The organism is Polaribacter gangjinensis (assembly GCF_038024125.1).
GTDB lineage: Bacteria > Bacteroidota > Bacteroidia > Flavobacteriales > Flavobacteriaceae > Polaribacter > Polaribacter gangjinensis.
This window is the reverse complement of record NZ_CP150662.1, coordinates 2472593-2489100: the sequence shown is the minus strand read 5'-3', so window position 1 is coordinate 2489100 and position 16508 is coordinate 2472593. Positions and strand designations below refer to the sequence as shown.

At 31.5% G+C, this 16508-nt stretch carries 8 protein-coding genes; all 8 read right to left on the bottom strand.

The window, feature by feature from the left end; all coding sequences use genetic code 11:
- Positions 1-10: 10 nt before the first annotated feature.
- Positions 11-1717 (bottom strand): SusD/RagB family nutrient-binding outer membrane lipoprotein, encoded by a 1707-nt coding sequence (locus WHA43_RS10925; RefSeq protein WP_170039608.1) that lies wholly within the window; start codon positions 1715-1717, stop codon positions 11-13.
- A gap of 41 nt (positions 1718-1758) precedes the next feature.
- Positions 1759-4995, bottom strand: a complete 3237-nt coding sequence (locus tag WHA43_RS10920; RefSeq protein WP_105047074.1) for a SusC/RagA family TonB-linked outer membrane protein — start codon at positions 4993-4995, stop codon at positions 1759-1761.
- 152 nt (positions 4996-5147) lie between these two features.
- Positions 5148-6323: a carboxypeptidase-like regulatory domain-containing protein gene (locus tag WHA43_RS10915; protein WP_105047073.1), complete on the bottom strand. Its 1176-nt coding sequence runs from the start codon at positions 6321-6323 to the stop codon at positions 5148-5150.
- Between the two features lie 43 nt (positions 6324-6366).
- Positions 6367-10629 carry a sulfatase-like hydrolase/transferase gene (locus tag WHA43_RS10910; RefSeq protein WP_170039605.1) on the bottom strand — a complete coding sequence of 1421 codons (4263 nt, stop codon included), beginning with the start codon at positions 10627-10629 and terminating at the stop codon, positions 6367-6369.
- A gap of 95 nt (positions 10630-10724) precedes the next feature.
- Positions 10725-12101 carry a T9SS type A sorting domain-containing protein gene (locus tag WHA43_RS10905; protein ID WP_105047071.1) on the bottom strand — a complete coding sequence of 459 codons (1377 nt, stop codon included), beginning with the start codon at positions 12099-12101 and terminating at the stop codon, positions 10725-10727.
- A 183-nt stretch (positions 12102-12284) separates the two neighbouring features.
- Positions 12285-12452, bottom strand: a complete 168-nt coding sequence (locus WHA43_RS10900; RefSeq protein WP_170039602.1) for a hypothetical protein — start codon at positions 12450-12452, stop codon at positions 12285-12287.
- A 27-nt stretch (positions 12453-12479) separates the two neighbouring features.
- Complete coding sequence (locus WHA43_RS10895) at positions 12480-15056, bottom strand: T9SS type A sorting domain-containing protein (protein WP_105047070.1); 2577 nt, start codon at positions 15054-15056, stop codon at positions 12480-12482.
- 124 nt (positions 15057-15180) lie between these two features.
- Positions 15181-16488, bottom strand: a complete 1308-nt coding sequence (locus WHA43_RS10890; RefSeq protein WP_105047069.1) for a glycoside hydrolase family 71/99-like protein — start codon at positions 16486-16488, stop codon at positions 15181-15183.
- Positions 16489-16508: the final 20 nt, after the last annotated feature.

The window sequence follows — 16508 nt, the reverse complement described above, 5'->3', positions numbered from 1 at the left end:
TATTTTCAATTTAAAGTTTAGTATAAGGAATTCCTGCTGCAATTAAGTTATCTTCTGAAGGACCATAAAAATTAGTTGCAAAATCTTGGTTTAATTGTACAATTAAACTTGGATAATTTATTGGAATATATGATTTATTCATTTGTAAAGGACTTGTTAATGAGTTTCCATTTGCAAGTCTTGCTGAGGCAGCTACAAACCCAGCATTATTAAATCCACTTTCAGATAAAGGAGGATAAACCATTCTTTCTGGAACTTCTGACCAATCTAGACCCGTAGAACCATCTGGATTAAAATGAGCGATTATAGGTAATAATCTAGTTCTTTTTTGTAAACACCAAATATCATGACCTTGATTGAAACTAGCTAACCAACGTTGTCTAACAATTTTATCCATAGGATCATCTGAAATACCACTTGTTTTAATTCCAAACAAATCTCTATCACCAATACTAGAACTACCCCATCTAATACCATCTAGCTGTTTGTATTGACTCGAACCAGAAACACCATATTGTTGGAATGAAGCATCAATACCTTGATAATAATATTGTTCTACGGTTTTAGTACCTCCCCAACCTTTCAGCTTAGCTTCAGCTTTTATAAAATTCATTTCTGAATTTGTAATAATATTAAAACCCATATCTTGAGTCATAAAAATTTCTTTTTTAGGTCTGCAAAATCTTTGATTAGCAACACCATTTAAAATATTTAAATTTTGATCAAGGTTCCAGCCTTCAACAATCCCATTGCCACCAAGCAATCTTCCAAAGTAGGGTAATTTGTATCTAACTCTTATTTTTTCAGTAGTAGAACCTGATTTATATACTTCATCTACAATATCAATAGGATTATTTGAAGGTTCTGCAATTGCAAAAAGTCTTGGATCACTATATGTTTTTAAATTTAACATAAAATGAAAATTTATGTTTGGTAAAACATCCAATTGTGGCTCAACAAAAATATATCTACTATAGTTGTATGACCAGTTTTGCTGCTCAGTTCCCCATTTCATGGTTGCGTTTTCTGAGTTTGAGTTTATTAAGTTATTTTCATTTCTCATGACATCAGAGCCATGTTGTTGGGCTAGAGCAGGAAAACCCTCTGAAATTCGTAAAGCAATTTTTAGTCTTAAACTATTTGCAAATTTTATCCATAAATCAATATTCCCATTAAAAATTGGATCTGGCAAAAGTTGATCTCCATTGATATTTAATTTTTCTCCAGCTTCTTTTAACAAATCAAGAATAGCGATATAAATCTCTTCTTCAGTAGAATAATTTGTTGCATTTAACCCTTTTGAAGCTTCTTCGAAAGGCACACCTCCAAAGGTAGAAACGAGAATAGAATATTGATAACTTTTCCATATTTTAGCGATTAAGACCCTATTTTGATAATCTGGATTACCTTCAAACTTGTCAATAATTTCCTGATTATTCTTAATACAATCAACATAAAATTGTCTCCACCAAGTATCTAATGCATTCTCTGTGTAAAAGAAATTACTAAACTGACCTCCTTTACCACCGTAGTAACTAGCATACATCATGAACATTTGATCATTCATAGTTCCTCCCACTAAATCAAGAGTACTTTTTACAGATCCTGCAAATAAATTTTCAGGAGCTATGATATTAAAAGCATTTGGATCAGTATTTAAATCCTCAAAATGTTTCGTACAAGAACTTACTACAGAAATAGTAAAAAGTATGTACATTATTTTTAATATAAATTTACTTTTATTCATTTTTTTTATTTTTAAAAATCAAATTTCAAATTAAGACCAACTGTTCTCGTAGGTAAAAAAGCCCCATATTCAATTCCTTGTCCATTTCCTGAAGTAGTATTTGATTCTGGATCAATTCCTTGAGGTGTATTTCTATATATTGTCCACAAGTCCCTTCCAACAAGGGCAATTTTCATAGATTTAAATGGAGTTTTGCCCAATCTTTTTGGTGGTATTGTGTAAGCAAAAACTACTTCTCTTAATTTTACATACGAGGCATCATAAATCCATCTTGTTTGATCTTGCAAACCATCAAAACCGTATTGCATTGGATCAATCCAAATTGTTTGATAAATGACATCTCCATTTGCATCTCTCTGTGCAATCCAATTTCCGTTTGCATCTTGAACCCCTAATGCAGCATTTTCATAGGCTCTTCCTTTGGCTCTTTCAGTATCAATATAAGGATTTCCAAACAAGCCAATTCCTCTTCTTTCATTATTATTTTCGCCTAAAATTACACTAGATAACAACCAATCTTCTCTTCCTGCTATAGATTCTGAATGAATTCCGTGATTTACTACCTTTGACATTGTTCCAGAATATAGATCACCTCCCATTTTTATATCGATTAAAAAATTCAAACTAAATCCTTTATATGAAAAAGAGTTTCTGATACTTCCAATCCAATCTGCTTGCGCATTTCCAAGATATTGATCTGTTTCCCACATTATTCTTCCATTAGGAGAAAGTAATGTTGCGCCTGATTCAGGATCTTTAGCAGGAGCGTTTCCTCTTATAGTTCCAAAAGGTTGTCCCACTTCTGCATATACTCCAACATTAAACCAATTTCTTAATAAAAATCGATCTACACCGTTAACTAAAGACACTACATTTGATCTATTTTTTGACCAATTGATATCAGTATTCCATTTGAATTTTTTATCAAATAATTTTATAGATGTAAATATTTCCCAACCCTTATTTGATATTTCTCCAGCATTGATAATATTTGATGAAAAACCAGAGGTAGGAGTTACTTGTACTGGAATAATTTGATTATTAGTTGTTGATTGATAATAAGACATGTTCAACGAAACTTTATTATTGAATAGTTTTGTCTCTAATCCAAATTCAGCTGAAGATGTTAGTTCAGGTTTTAAGTTTTCATTATTTTTTTGTGTTTGAATTAGAAACCAAGGAATTCCATTATAATTACCTCCAAACTCATAGGTATTTAAAACTCTAAATGATCTTGTATCATTACCTACTTGAGCATATGATGCTCTTATTTTTCCAAAATTTAAGAGTTTATTTTTTGGAATAAAATCAGAAAATAAAACTGACCCACCAACAGAAGGATAAAAATAGGAGTTGTTTCCTGAAGGAAGTGCTGAAGACCAATCGTTTCTCGCAGTAACATCTAAATAATAGGTGTCTTTATATCCAACAGATAACGATCCAAAAACAGAATTAATTCTTTTATTATCTGCTACATCTCTTATGATTGGAATATCTTCGGTATTAAATAAACTAATAACATCTCTAACAGCTAATGAATTGACTTGATTTATCTGGTTCGAAAATCTTAAATCAAACCTATTTACTCCTGCTAGTGAAACAATTGAAAAATCTCTAAATTTTTTATTATAATTTAAAATTGCTTCATAATTCCAATTTTGTCTATTAGAATTTGTTTTAATAAGCAATCCATCAGGATCAAATGCAGCTCCTTTATTATTAAATTGAAAATCTTGTCTATTATTTATAGCTCCATTAATTTTGGTTGAAAGGCTCAATCCTTTTAAAATGTCCCAGCTTACACTTACATTGGCAACTAAATTATTAGACTCATCTCCATTACTATTTTCATACAAATTCCAGTAAGGATTAGTAAAAGGCCCATTAAAAACGATTGCGTTATTGTTTAAATCTTTATAAGGCAATAAATTTTCTTGAGACATATCAGGTCTCATATACATATAGTTATTTGCAGGATTTCTTTCACTCCCGTTTTGATACATTCTGTTTTCTACTTTTAAATTTGTGTATAAAACAGTCATATTTGTTTTTACTTTTTTGGAGAGATTTTGAGAAATTCTTAGTGAGAAATTATTTCTCAATTGTTTTTCCATACCACTCATTACATGGTCTCCAATAGTGTTGTTAAAAGAAAAACGAACTGAACCCATGTCATTTCCCCTTGATACGGCAATGGTATTTGTACTAACAGACCCAACTCTATATAACTCTTTCACATTGTTTGTATAGGCTTTATAAGTAGTTGGTTCTCCATTATAACCAACCACTTGCTGCCCTAAAAATGGCATTCCATAAGCTCTAGTTTGAAAAGCAATAAAAGGCAATCCTGTGACAGGATCAATACTCCCCGCATTTATTGCAATTTTACCAGAAGCACCACTTCCATAAGCATATTGGTAGTCAGGATACTCTCTATTTGAGATAATAGAATAATTTGAGTTTACATTTATAGTTACTTTACTGTCGTCTGTAACACCCTTTTTTGTAGTAATTAAAACGACTCCATTAGAAGCTCTAGAACCGTACAACGCTGCAGCATTAGCCCCTTTTAAAATTTGAATTGACTCAATATCTTCTGGGTTAATATTTGATAATGGACTTCCATAATCGACATCATTTCCTTCATTCCAAACACTAACACCACCATCACCCTGACCACTATCAAGTGCAACTCCATCAATGATATACAGAGGCTGATTATCTCCACTAATTGAAGTTAAGCCTCTAATTACAACTCTAGTTGATCCTGTTGGTGTTGATGAGTTTACAATTTGAACTCCAGCTGCTTTCCCTGAAAGTGCATTTAAAAAATTTGAAGTTTGCGCTTCTTTAAAATCGTCAGTTTCTATCTTTTGTGTAGAATAGGTTAGCGACTTTTGTTCACGCTTAACACCAAGTGCTGTAATTACAATCTCATCTAGCTGTTCTGAGACAGTTTCAAGAGTTATATTCAAGTCTAAAGTTTTTTCGGTAAATGATATTTCTTTGGTTTGGTATCCCAAATAACTAATTACTAAAACTCCTGATTGATTTGTTTTTACATCTAGCTCAAAGTTACCATCAAAATCAGTATATATTCCGATTTTAGTCTGTTTTAAAATTATTGAAGCAACAGGTATTGCTTCTCCTGTTTTAGCATCAGTAACTTTTCCTTTAATGATTCTTGATTGAGAAAAGACAATAAAAGGAAAGAGTAGTAACAATAAACTCCATTTCTTTTTTTTCATTATTATTTGATTATTATGGTTAATTAAGTTTAAGTTGATTTAAATTTTGTGTAAAAGAAAATTAAGTGATTAATAAATTATTAATTTTATGTTAATTAATACAATTAATTGTAAAAAATAGACTTTTCAGGTTAGCTATTTAATTATTAATTTTAATTTTTTGAACTATTTACAGCTTTGTATTGTATATTTAACGGAACACCGAAAATTGATTCAAGTTCTTTTTTATTTTTTATGTAAAATTTTGAATCTGGTGGCATACTTAGATGATTCCAAAACATCTCGTTATAAGGCAAATTATAATCTCCCATATCTAACTGATTACCTTTTATATTGGATTTTATATTGATATTTTTCCAATCTTTTTCTACACCTAGCACAATAGCTTCATGTCTATATGAGAGGTCAATGGTGTTTGATTTTAATTTTAATAGGTTTTTTAAATGAGGTGTAATTGGTTCCTTTGATTTAAATTCTCGGTTATGATAACTTAAATACAATTTACCTTCTTTATCTTTTTTATAAATATAAGTTGCATTGTTATGAGATTTTTCTAGTTTGTAAATACCAAAAGTTACTACTCCAATATATAACCTTACCCAATTTCCTGGTTTTACTTTTTCATTTCCTTGAACAATTATAATTTCTTCGCCATCATATGAAGAATCTCCAGTAACTTTCCAATTATAATCATTAGCATAAAAATCTCCTCTAAGGGGATTTTGTTTTGCAATCATCTCAGCTGCATGAAAATTTTGTTTAAACTTCACATATCTATAATCTACTGATTTTCTTATTTCTAAAACCGATGCTTCTTGAAATTCATTAATAGTCAAGCTTCTATCTAAAACATGCATATAATGTTCCACTAAAAATCTTGGAGTATTATTTTCGGTAGAGAATCTTCTGTAAAGGATAGTAAGTTGATGTAGTGAGCTTAGGGTAGTATTCTTAATATTTTTAAGCGCTTTTTTTACATAATAATCCGGTTTTATTAGTGTTATTTCACCCAAAGAAACTACTTCCTCCTCTAATACAATTATTTTTTCTGTTTGATTTATGAAATCTTGAACTTTAATTTTAAAAGTTTTATAACCTATACTTGATACTGTTAAAGTATCAGAAAGATTTTCTCTAGTTAACTTTAAAAAGAATTCTCCATCATCATTACTTGATGTTCCCATAGCTTTTGATAAAATACCAATTGCAGCATAAGGAACCGTATTCTTATTAGAATCAATTATTACTCCGTTAAGAGTAATATTAGAATGTTGAGAAAAAAAGTTTATTGTAAATATGAAAAAGAAAAAAAGAAATTTGTTTTCCATGATTATTATTTAATGAATAATTGAGGGATTTTAAAATGTAATTTTAGTAGATAACAAATTTTATTGATGTCCATTTACTCGCAAATTTTACCCTGCATATATATATCCCTTTTTTAAAACTAGCAGCATCTATTACTGAATTGGTTGTGAATTTTTTATTAGAAAATAAATTCATACCCAAAATATTAAAGATTTCAACACTTAATTGTTCATTAGAATTATTAATTAAAGTTATAGTTTTATCATTTGTATTGTAGGTTATTTTAAATATTTCTTTTAAAAAATCTTGGTCATCTGTAGATAACACAAAACCTGAATTCCAAGCACCTACATCATTACCATCACTTCCATAACCTATTGGTGATTGATCTCCTTCTGATACTAAAATATATGCTACTTTTCCTGTTGATTCATTAAAAAATAAACTAGAAGATGTCAAATTAGCGTTTAAAATTGAGTTCATATTTAAATCATTTTGAATAGGGTTATTTATTTGTGGTGACACAACTTTCAATAAACTATGTTTTAAAATTAATGATACATTTGCAGATACTTCTGCTCCATTGGCATGTCCCAAATCAGAAATTTTTGTACTACTGTTCAAAACATCAATCTTATTATTATAGATTAAAGAATTTTCAATTTCAAAATTTCTTCCTCCTTCAATACGAACTCCTCCTGCTCGATCTAGATTGTCAGTCTCAATAGTATTTTCAAAAACGGTAACATTTCTTAATTTTGAATCATTATTTAAACCTGAAAAATAAAGAGCTCCTCCCTGAAAAACAGCATTGTTATTGTAAAAGGTTGAAGTTGTAATTAGTGAAGTTCTTCCGTCTCCAGAAATTGAAATAGCTCCACCATTTCCACTATCAAGTTTTGTAGATGAATTTCCAACAAATAGTGACTCAGAAAGGGTAAAAACCCCTGTACCTGTTCCAAAAATAGCTCCTCCAATTCCATTAGATGTATTGTTTTTAAAAATTGATTGTGTTATTGTCACTGTTCCTTCTGTAAATTGTATGGCTCCTCCATTATTTGTAGAGCCTATTGTGGAATTCCCATCAAAAATTGAATTTGTAATATTCAATATTGAATTTGCATTCATATTGATAACTGCTCCAGATACTGTTGTTTCTTTATTATTTAAAAAGGAAATATCTTTAAACGAAACTGTTAAATTTGGGGCACTAATATGAAACATTCTTGCAGTTCCAAGTCTGTTTTGATTTGGTCTAAGTGTTGCATTTGAAATTCCTTCGAAATGTATATTTTTGGTAATTTGTGTTTGGGAGTTATGAATTACATCTCCAGAAATAATTACTTTATTCCCAGAATCGGCTGCAGTATATCCTTTTTGAACGGTTTTAAATGAGGTTCCTAAATTTGTTCCTGTATTATTATCATCTCCATCTGCTGATACATAATAGGTATTTGGCAATACTAAATTTGGATAAGAAGGTTTGGTTTTCGACAATGGTAATTCGCCTCTTAAAGTTTCTCCTGCTTTGCCTGTCAACCATAAATAATAATCATTAGGTAACCCCTCGTAGTTGGTAAACTGAGTAAGTGAACTTGAGGGTGGGTTATCATCTACTTTAAAAATACACGTGCCTTCATCCATTTCATCAAACATCGCTACATAAATAGTTGATACATTTGATGAAATAGCATTGTAAAATTGTCGCCATAAAAATTCTCCTTTTAAACGTGGAATACTATTCAATGCGGATATTTGTCCTTGGTCCTTTTTTAAATTTTGCCAACTAAAGCCAGGGAAAACCACAGGCATGTATAATAAGTTTTCTGCATCACACCATGCTTTATCTAATGCGATAATATTTTTATGTGTATCTGCTGATGATAAACTGCCATACCTTCCAACTGTCCATGGATGTACAATATCCGCTGATTTTATAACATCATGCAATTGTGTATTTGAAGTTGCATCGTTATTTAAGGTACGCCAACTTGTTGGGACGCCTAATAATACAGCACAACCTCCGTAAACTGGATCATTTTTAAAAAAGTTGATCAGTTCTTGAATATCATTCAAAGTGTAATTGTCCGTTCTATTAAATCCTACTCCCCAAATAGCAACTACAGGTTTATTTTTGTACGTTAATAAATGACTTTGGGTATTGGTGTTTAAACCATGCTCTGTGACCAATTGTTGCCAATAAGTTTTAATATCAGTAACCATGGTGCCTGTTGCGTTGGAATTAGACAAATCGAACATTACACTTACCAATCTATTGTTGTTTGTCTTGGCTGATGCAATGATATTGTCTAATACCAATTTATCATTGGCTTTAAGATTTGGCGTATTTGATCTTAAATTCGAAGCAAATTGCTGAAAAAATACACCATCTATTCCGTAATCATTCATCCACTTAAAATGACGATTGATGGTTTTTGCATTTCTAGATGAAAATACAGTTGCAACAGTACCATCTTTTTTTGTAAAAGATGTTGCATATTTTTCGTCTGCAGCTGCCTCACTCATATCTGGCCAAAAATCAATCGTAGCAAATCCAGGCTCAAATTTTCCATTAGCTGCTCTGTAATGATTCCATCCTCGATTTCCACCATCTGTGGGTGTATTAAACCATCCTTGATAACCTGCTAATACCTTCCCTATGATTGAGGTAGTTTCGTTTGCAGTTCCAGTAACAGTCAAATCAAAACTTGTATTTGTAAATTCTTGATAAGGCCTATTAGTGAAAGTAAGCAACTTTTCTCTCAGTAAATTTCTCATCTCTGTTGACTTTACTGGATGCAGGTCAAATAAATTTTTGGTTTCAAAAGGATCATTTGTTAAATCAAATAACTGATCTTTTTGATGATACAATGGATAAGATGCCGCTCCTAAGCTTCCTAGAGAAACATTTGGAATGTAATACGGCAATGGAACTAGGGTTCCATTTGGTCCGGCAAAAGTTCCCCCATTGGCAATTTTAGTATTTGTTGCGTCGTCGTAACGAACTGTAATATATTTCCAGTCTTTGGTTCTTATTGCTCTAGAATATCCAATTTCAAAGAAAAGGTAGTCATGAATTGGATCATTAGTATTTGTTGTAATTATATTTTTTAAACTTTTCCCATCTAAAGAAACACCAGTTGAAGTAACACCCGCAAAGTCTAAAAAAGTAGGAGTAAAATCGATGTTTTGAACCAATTCACCGTAAGTTCTAGGATGTTTAATTCCATTGGGCCAGTAAACCATCAAAGGAACTTTTATACCTCCTTCGTAGTTAGTTGCTTTCGCATGATTAAAATCTCCGTGATCAGAGGTAATTATAATAATTGTATTGTCTAATTTCCCTTTTGCTTTCAACTTTTCTACAACAGCTCCAACAGCATGATCAAACCAACGTAACCAAGCATGCCTTGGATCCTTACCTGACAATCCATTTATCTCATTTTTAATTTGGTTTCTTGAGGGTAAATACGAATAATCTTGATTCAAAACCCCTTCTGCTGTAAGATTAACATCAGAATCTAAACCTGCATAATATCCATTATTATTTGTCCAATAAGGAGCTGGCCCATGTGGAATGGTTTCACTGTAATAGATAAAAAATGGTTCATCTCCAGTATTTTCTATAAAATCTAAAACTGCTTTATTCTTATACTCAACATTATGAATATTTAAACCATCATTAAATAATTCTCTTAAATTTCCAGGATAAAAGGCATTTACAAAATCAAACCCAAATTCTTTCATGCGATTTGACCATTTTTCATGATTAAATTTTACAGCATTTGACACAGACGTATTATAGGGATCAGCTGTTTTAGAATATGCCATAAAACCATTTTTACCTTGAGTGTATGTCTCCAAAATATCATGATCAATAAGATGAGATTTACCAATAAAAGCCGTTTTATAACCCACAGATTGTAATAATTTGGGAAGATTGGTAATATTTTCTTCCAACTCTATATTATTTGCCACCCTACTTAACTTTCCCAAAGGAAAATTACTCATAAAGCTTTTTCCTTGTGATCTTCCTGCATACTTTCCTGTTAATATTGAATATCTACTTGGGGTACAAATAGATGTCGATACAAATGCATTGTTAAAAACAATCCCTTTTGAAGCCAAATTATCGATAATTGGAGTATAAACTTTAGGATCTCCGTTAAAACCAAAAGGTCTTGATTGGTTTTGATTATCTGATTCTCTTAAAGTAATTGCACTCTGATCGTCCGTTATAATGAATACAATATTGGGACGTTGAGATTGGCTAAATGAAATAACTGAATTTAAAAGAAAAATTAAATAAAGTAATATGGTCTTCATTTTAGTTTTATATGTTTTTGATATGTATATATTATTAAAAAAGGGATTTTTATTAAATCCCTTTTTACGCATATCCAATTCACTCTCCTTTTTCATTAATAAATTACAAACTTCTTAGAAATAGATTTTCCATTAAATTTTGCAACCAATATATAGACTCCATTTCTTAAAGTTGATACATTTATAATGGAATTTTGAGTTTCAATAGGCTTGATATCAATTACTTTACTACCTAAAATTGTATATACCTCAGTTGTAAATGGCTCTGTAAAGGAATTGAATAATTGAATACTTTTTAAGTTACTGTCATAAAATACAGACAATTGGTTATTTAAAAGTATTGAATCTTCTAAAGAAAGTGTATAGCCAGAATTCCATGCACCAGCATCATTGCCATCAGACCCAAAATCAATTGGGCTATCTATACCTGAATCTACTGCATCATAAATAACCTTACCCAAAGTAGCTTCAAAACGTAAATTAGAAGCTGTTAAATCTGCTGCTTTTTCACTTGGATCAACAGTTGCTTTTACAAAAGAAATAAAATTAGATCTTGTATCAACATTGTTACTTATCCACTCACCAATAGAGTAAGTGAACGATTGTGTTCCCGCAGGAGCAGAGCCAAAATCACTAGAAGCTCCGGCTCCACCATTAATTTTATTATTATAAAACAAACTATTAGTTACAGTTACAGAAAAGGTTGTAGATCTAATTGCACCTGCATAATCTATATTATCTCTTGTAATTTTATTTTCAAAAAAAGTACAGTTTGAAATTGAAACTGTTCCATTGGCATTTCCTTCAGCAAAAATAGCTCCTCCTCCATCAGAATTTCCCGTTCCTTGTGCTAAGTTGTTATAAAAAGTAGTTCCTGTGATAGTAACTTGAGGTTGAACTGCAACGCTTGCAAATACACTTATAGCACCTCCACTTCTACCTGCAGTATTATTTTTAAATAAAGAATTTGCAATAGTTACTCTACCACTGCTAATTGAAATTGCACCTCCAGAATAATAGCCTGAAATAGAATTTCCATCAAAAACACACTCTGTAAAAGTAATATCTGAATCACCAGTAACCGAAAAGACTCCTCCATGACTTATGTTTTTATTAATACTTCCTGTAAAAGTTATGTTTGAAAAAGATGCGGTTATTGCAGCAGCATTTACTACATACATTTTTGCAATACCACCATCATCAATACCCGTAATAACTGCATTATTTTGACCAACAAAAGAAACAGATTTAGAAATAGCAACTTGCCCAGATTGGTTAATTGAACCTATTATGATAATTCTATCTCCATCAATTGCTTTATTCATTGCTTCAGAGATTGTTGAAAGCGCATTCTGTTCATCTAAACCTGAATTAGTGTTTAAACCACCAGCCTTTACATAATAATCAGTTGCAAAAATTTGATAATTAATTAGCATTAAAATGCTTACAAATAGAAAAGTAATTTTTTTCATGTATTAAATATTTTAAGTTGATTTTGAAATTTAATGTTATAAAAATAGGAACACAACATTAATTTTTGATTAATTTTTAATTAATAACTATTAAAGGTTTTTTTTAATTTTTAACTTTTATGGTAATTTCCCTTAGCTAGTAGTTACTAACTAAGGGAATATTAATTAAGTTATTAAAATTATCTAAAAGCCATCACCTGGCGCAGTAGGACTTTGTGCCTGTGCCTTTTTAGGATTTAAAATCAAATAGGTGCCTAATGCTGTTAATGCAGCATATTTGCCATAAGTTCCTATTTTTTTGATGGCCTCTTTACGTGTGATTTCTTCTGTGTTTTTATCTTGATTTTTCATGTGATATAGTTTTTTAAGTGATTGAAATTATTCTAAAACGATTTTTTTATTCAATTTACCAGCAGCAGTTTCTAATTGAACAATGTACATTCCTGTTGCTAATTTTGGCAATGAAATTTCTTTCACTCCTGTTGAACTAAAAGAAGTTTGCATCACTTGTTTTCCAAGAATGTTGTACATTTTTACATTCGCATTTCCTGATGGTAAACCAACCACTCTCAAAGTATTGTTGTTGATTGCATAGATACTTGTGTTTTGTAAAACAACCTCATCAGTACTTAATACTCCAGATGATTTTGTGTGTAAATAGAAACGTCCTGTTCCGTTTAAAGCATCGTTTAAAGTTACTTTATATGATGAATTTGCTTCATCTAAACGAGTAATGGTATTTGTCAATCTGTCTTCTAAAAATACTTTGGTATCTCCAGGTAAATTCATAGCATCAGCAGTAAAGGTGATTTCTTTACCAGCAGCAGCTTTTACACCAACAGGAACAATCATAGTTTCCATTTCTGCAATTGGTAATGATTGTACTTGGAATTTTTTACCTTCGTTGTTTTCTACTAAGTTTGTAAATACATCCACTGAATTTTCTATACCTCCAAACGTTTCTCCGTCAAAACCATTGTCAAAATCTTTGGTTGCGTTGTCTAAGTAATACATTTTTACAAATCTATTATTTGAGCCATCGTTCATCATCAATTTTACTTCTGTTCTTGTAGTTGATGATTTTTGGAAAGTTCCACCTGTTAAAGCTTGATAAGATTCAGCAATGTTGATGTTTGTTCCGTTTGATGATCTTACAAAAAATCCTTGAGCTGGAGCTAAAACAAAAGAATCTCGAGTTACATAAGTATCATAACTGCTAGTTGCTTGATTCCAAACCCAAAGAGTTTGTGATACCAAGTTAGCTGAATTATCGCCTAATAAAGAAGCACTATTTACATGTGAAGTAAATGGATTTCCAATCAAGTTAAAACCTGTTCCTGCATTTGAAACAGCTACAGAAACATCAGCTGTGTTGATTGTTCCTGTAAAAGAAAGGTTTCCTGTGCTTCCTAGTTTAGCTGAAAAACCTTTTCCTGCTGCCAATGCATCTGTTGATGCAGTAGTAAAATAACTCCATTGATTTGTAGTTGGCGTATATGATGCAAAACCAATATTTGAACCTGTTCCAGTTGCAAAACTATTATTTGCTCTCATGTCTGTCATGTCTTCACCATTTAATGGAGCAGAAACCAAATACCAGTTTGTAGATGGTAAATTTCTGTTGTAAGTTACATTTCCTGTTGAAGTTCCATTTACAATTAACACACCTCCTGAATTGATGGTCAATGAACTTGAAGCATCTACAGATAAATTGTTAATAGTTGCATTTGTAGAGCCACCTATTACTAATGCAGGAGAATCAGACAATAAGGTTACATTTTCTAAAGAAGTTGGTGCAGCTGTTGATGACCAGTTGCTTCCTGTTGCCCAATCTGAATCTGTTGTTCCTTTGAATAAATTGATTTTTGAATCCCATGAACCTACGTCATTATTATCATTACCAAAATCGATTGGGGTTACATCTGTTATTGAACTTGGATTAATGTAATTAACCTTACCATCTAAATCTTCATAAATCAAGCTAGACGAGAAAAGTGTATTAAGAATATTTATATTTGAACTTGTATTAGTCACATTACCATTAATCCATTGACCAACACAATTAGTAATAGTAGAGCTTAAACTAGCCGCAGAACCCCAGTCGCCAGGCCCACCAGTACCATTATTCACTTTATTTTCATTGAATAACGAATTGTATACTTTTGTTATTCCACCTTCTGTTCTAATTGTTGAATAAGCTTGGTTTGTGTGTCCTATAGTATTTTGAAAAAATGTGCAATTATAGGCATTTACAGTAGGACCATTAGGACTAGCACCAGTAACATACAAAGCAGCTCCACCAAATGCAGTATTTGTATCTGTTGTTTTATTTTTATAAAAAGTACATCTGGTAATTGTTGCAGTAGTTTTAATACCAATATAAATAGCACCACCACTTCGAAGGGCAGTGTTTTCTTTAAAAAGACAATCAGTAATATTTAACGTAGAATTAGTAACCCAAAGAGCGCCACCCCCCGCTGTAGTAGCTAATGCTAAAGAATTTCCATTAAATCTACAATTTTCAAAATTTAAAGTAACACTTGGCTGATTACTATAGAAAACACCACCACCAGCTCCTGTGGAATTTATTGAACCTGTAAAAGTAATGTTTTTAAAAGTTACGTTTTGACCAACAGATGTAGAGCTAATTGTAAACATTCTAGTAGCTGCATCCGTTCCTGTAAGTGTAGACCCGTTGGTATCACCTTCTATAGTATATTGAAAATTTTTGGCACTTAAATTTTGAGATCCAGCAGCTATGGTACCTACAACCCTCAAAACATCACCATTAGAGTTGATATCAGCTAAAGCAGCTGTAAAAGTAGTGTAAGCATCCGCTTCACTTGTACCATCATTAGCACCTGTAGCACTTGCATTAACCCAAACTGTTTGTTGGGCAAATATGCTCCCCAATATAAAGGAAAAGCATAATGTAAAAAAAGTATTTTTTTTCATAATTAATTGTTTTTGTTAGTTTTATAAATTATGCCATAAATCTGCATTTCAATGCTTAATAAATTCTTAATAATATCTTAACAGAATGAATTTTCGAAAAAAAAATTAAAATTTTATTTTTAAACTAATTACCATTCACTTTTTGGGGCATTAAAATTTGGAGAGGAATTTCTTTACGAAGCATTTTTGCACCCAAGCCAGTTAACCATAAATAATGGTCTGAAGGCACACCATCATTATTAACAAAAAAAGCTTTATCGCTATTAGGTGGATTATCAGATACTTTCATAATAGCTGTACCTTCATCTATTTCATCAAACATGGCAACATATATCATTTCACTTCCTGCAAGTATGGCATTTGACATTTGCTCCCAGTAAAATTTACCCCCCAATCTGGGTATGGCTCCATAAGCAGTATATCTATCTGTTTTTTTAGTACTCATAGACAGATTTCTCCAACTAAAACCTGGGGTTACCACAGGTACATAGTCTAGGTTGTTAGTTTTTGTCCAAGCGATATCTGCTATGATGTGATCTCGCAAATGTGAACCAATATTGTGCACTAAAGGTGTAAAACGTTGCACCATCCAAGGCATTAAAATATCTACGGATTTTATAATTTCGTGTAAATATGGATCGGGTAAACAATCCTTATCTAATTCTCTAAAATAAGTTGGTACGCCTAACATAATGGAACATCCTCCATATTCAGGATCGTTTTTTAAAAAATCTATAAGGCGATTAATTCCTATTTTTCGAGTATCATAGGGCCTGTCAGGAAAACCAACTCCCCATATAGCTATTAAGGGTTTGTTGTTATGATATAAATACGGTTGGTTTTCTCCTTGATTAGTTATTTTTAATTGGTTGACAAGCATTTTCCAATCTTCGATAATCGCCGAACAATCTTCATCAGTTGCTTTTAAACCAGACAAATCATACATTACAGCAATAGCTCTGTTATTTTCTTTGGCCGCTTGTAATGCATTTTTTAAAATGATATCTTGTGGTTTATTTGTCTCTATGTGATTCCTAGCTACTCCGAAAAAGCGCTGCATAAAAACACCATCTACGCCATATTGTTTCATCCAAGAAAAATGGAGTTCAGTAGTGCTTTTATCTAGTGAGCTAAAAACTGCTGCATACTCACCATTTGGGTATTTGAATGATGTTTTATAGGTCTTTTTATATTCAGTTACATCAGGCCAAAAATCGATGGTATTGTTTTCATAATCGAATTTTTGACCCACGCCATAATGCCCCCAGCCTTTCTTTGCCCCATCATCTGGAGTTCTAAACCAACCTTGATAACCTGCCATAACCAATCCTTTATAACTAGAAAAGTTACTTGATTTTCCATGCTTTGATTGTGCTTGGAGATTGATATGAGTACAAAAGACTAGTATTAATAGATAAAATTGTTTTCTCATGATATTTATTTTTGAGAAAA

Excerpts from the sequence above, each read along its gene's own strand:
- WHA43_RS10900 (WP_170039602.1), bottom strand. The coding sequence starts at position 12,452 with ATGAAAAATCAAGATAAAAACACAGAAGAAATCACACGTAAAGAGGCC.
- WHA43_RS10915 (WP_105047073.1), bottom strand. The coding sequence starts at position 6,323 with ATGGAAAACAAATTTCTTTTTTTCTTTTTCATATTTACAATAAACTTT.
- WHA43_RS10925 (WP_170039608.1), bottom strand. The coding sequence starts at position 1,717 with ATGTACATACTTTTTACTATTTCTGTAGTAAGTTCTTGTACGAAACAT.
- WHA43_RS10890 (WP_105047069.1), bottom strand. The coding sequence starts at position 16,488 with ATGAGAAAACAATTTTATCTATTAATACTAGTCTTTTGTACTCATATC.
- WHA43_RS10895 (WP_105047070.1), bottom strand. The coding sequence starts at position 15,056 with ATGAAAAAAAATACTTTTTTTACATTATGCTTTTCCTTTATATTGGGG.
- WHA43_RS10905 (WP_105047071.1), bottom strand. The coding sequence starts at position 12,101 with ATGAAAAAAATTACTTTTCTATTTGTAAGCATTTTAATGCTAATTAAT.
- WHA43_RS10910 (WP_170039605.1), bottom strand. The coding sequence starts at position 10,629 with ATGAAGACCATATTACTTTATTTAATTTTTCTTTTAAATTCAGTTATT.
- WHA43_RS10920 (WP_105047074.1), bottom strand. The coding sequence starts at position 4,995 with ATGAAAAAAAAGAAATGGAGTTTATTGTTACTACTCTTTCCTTTTATT.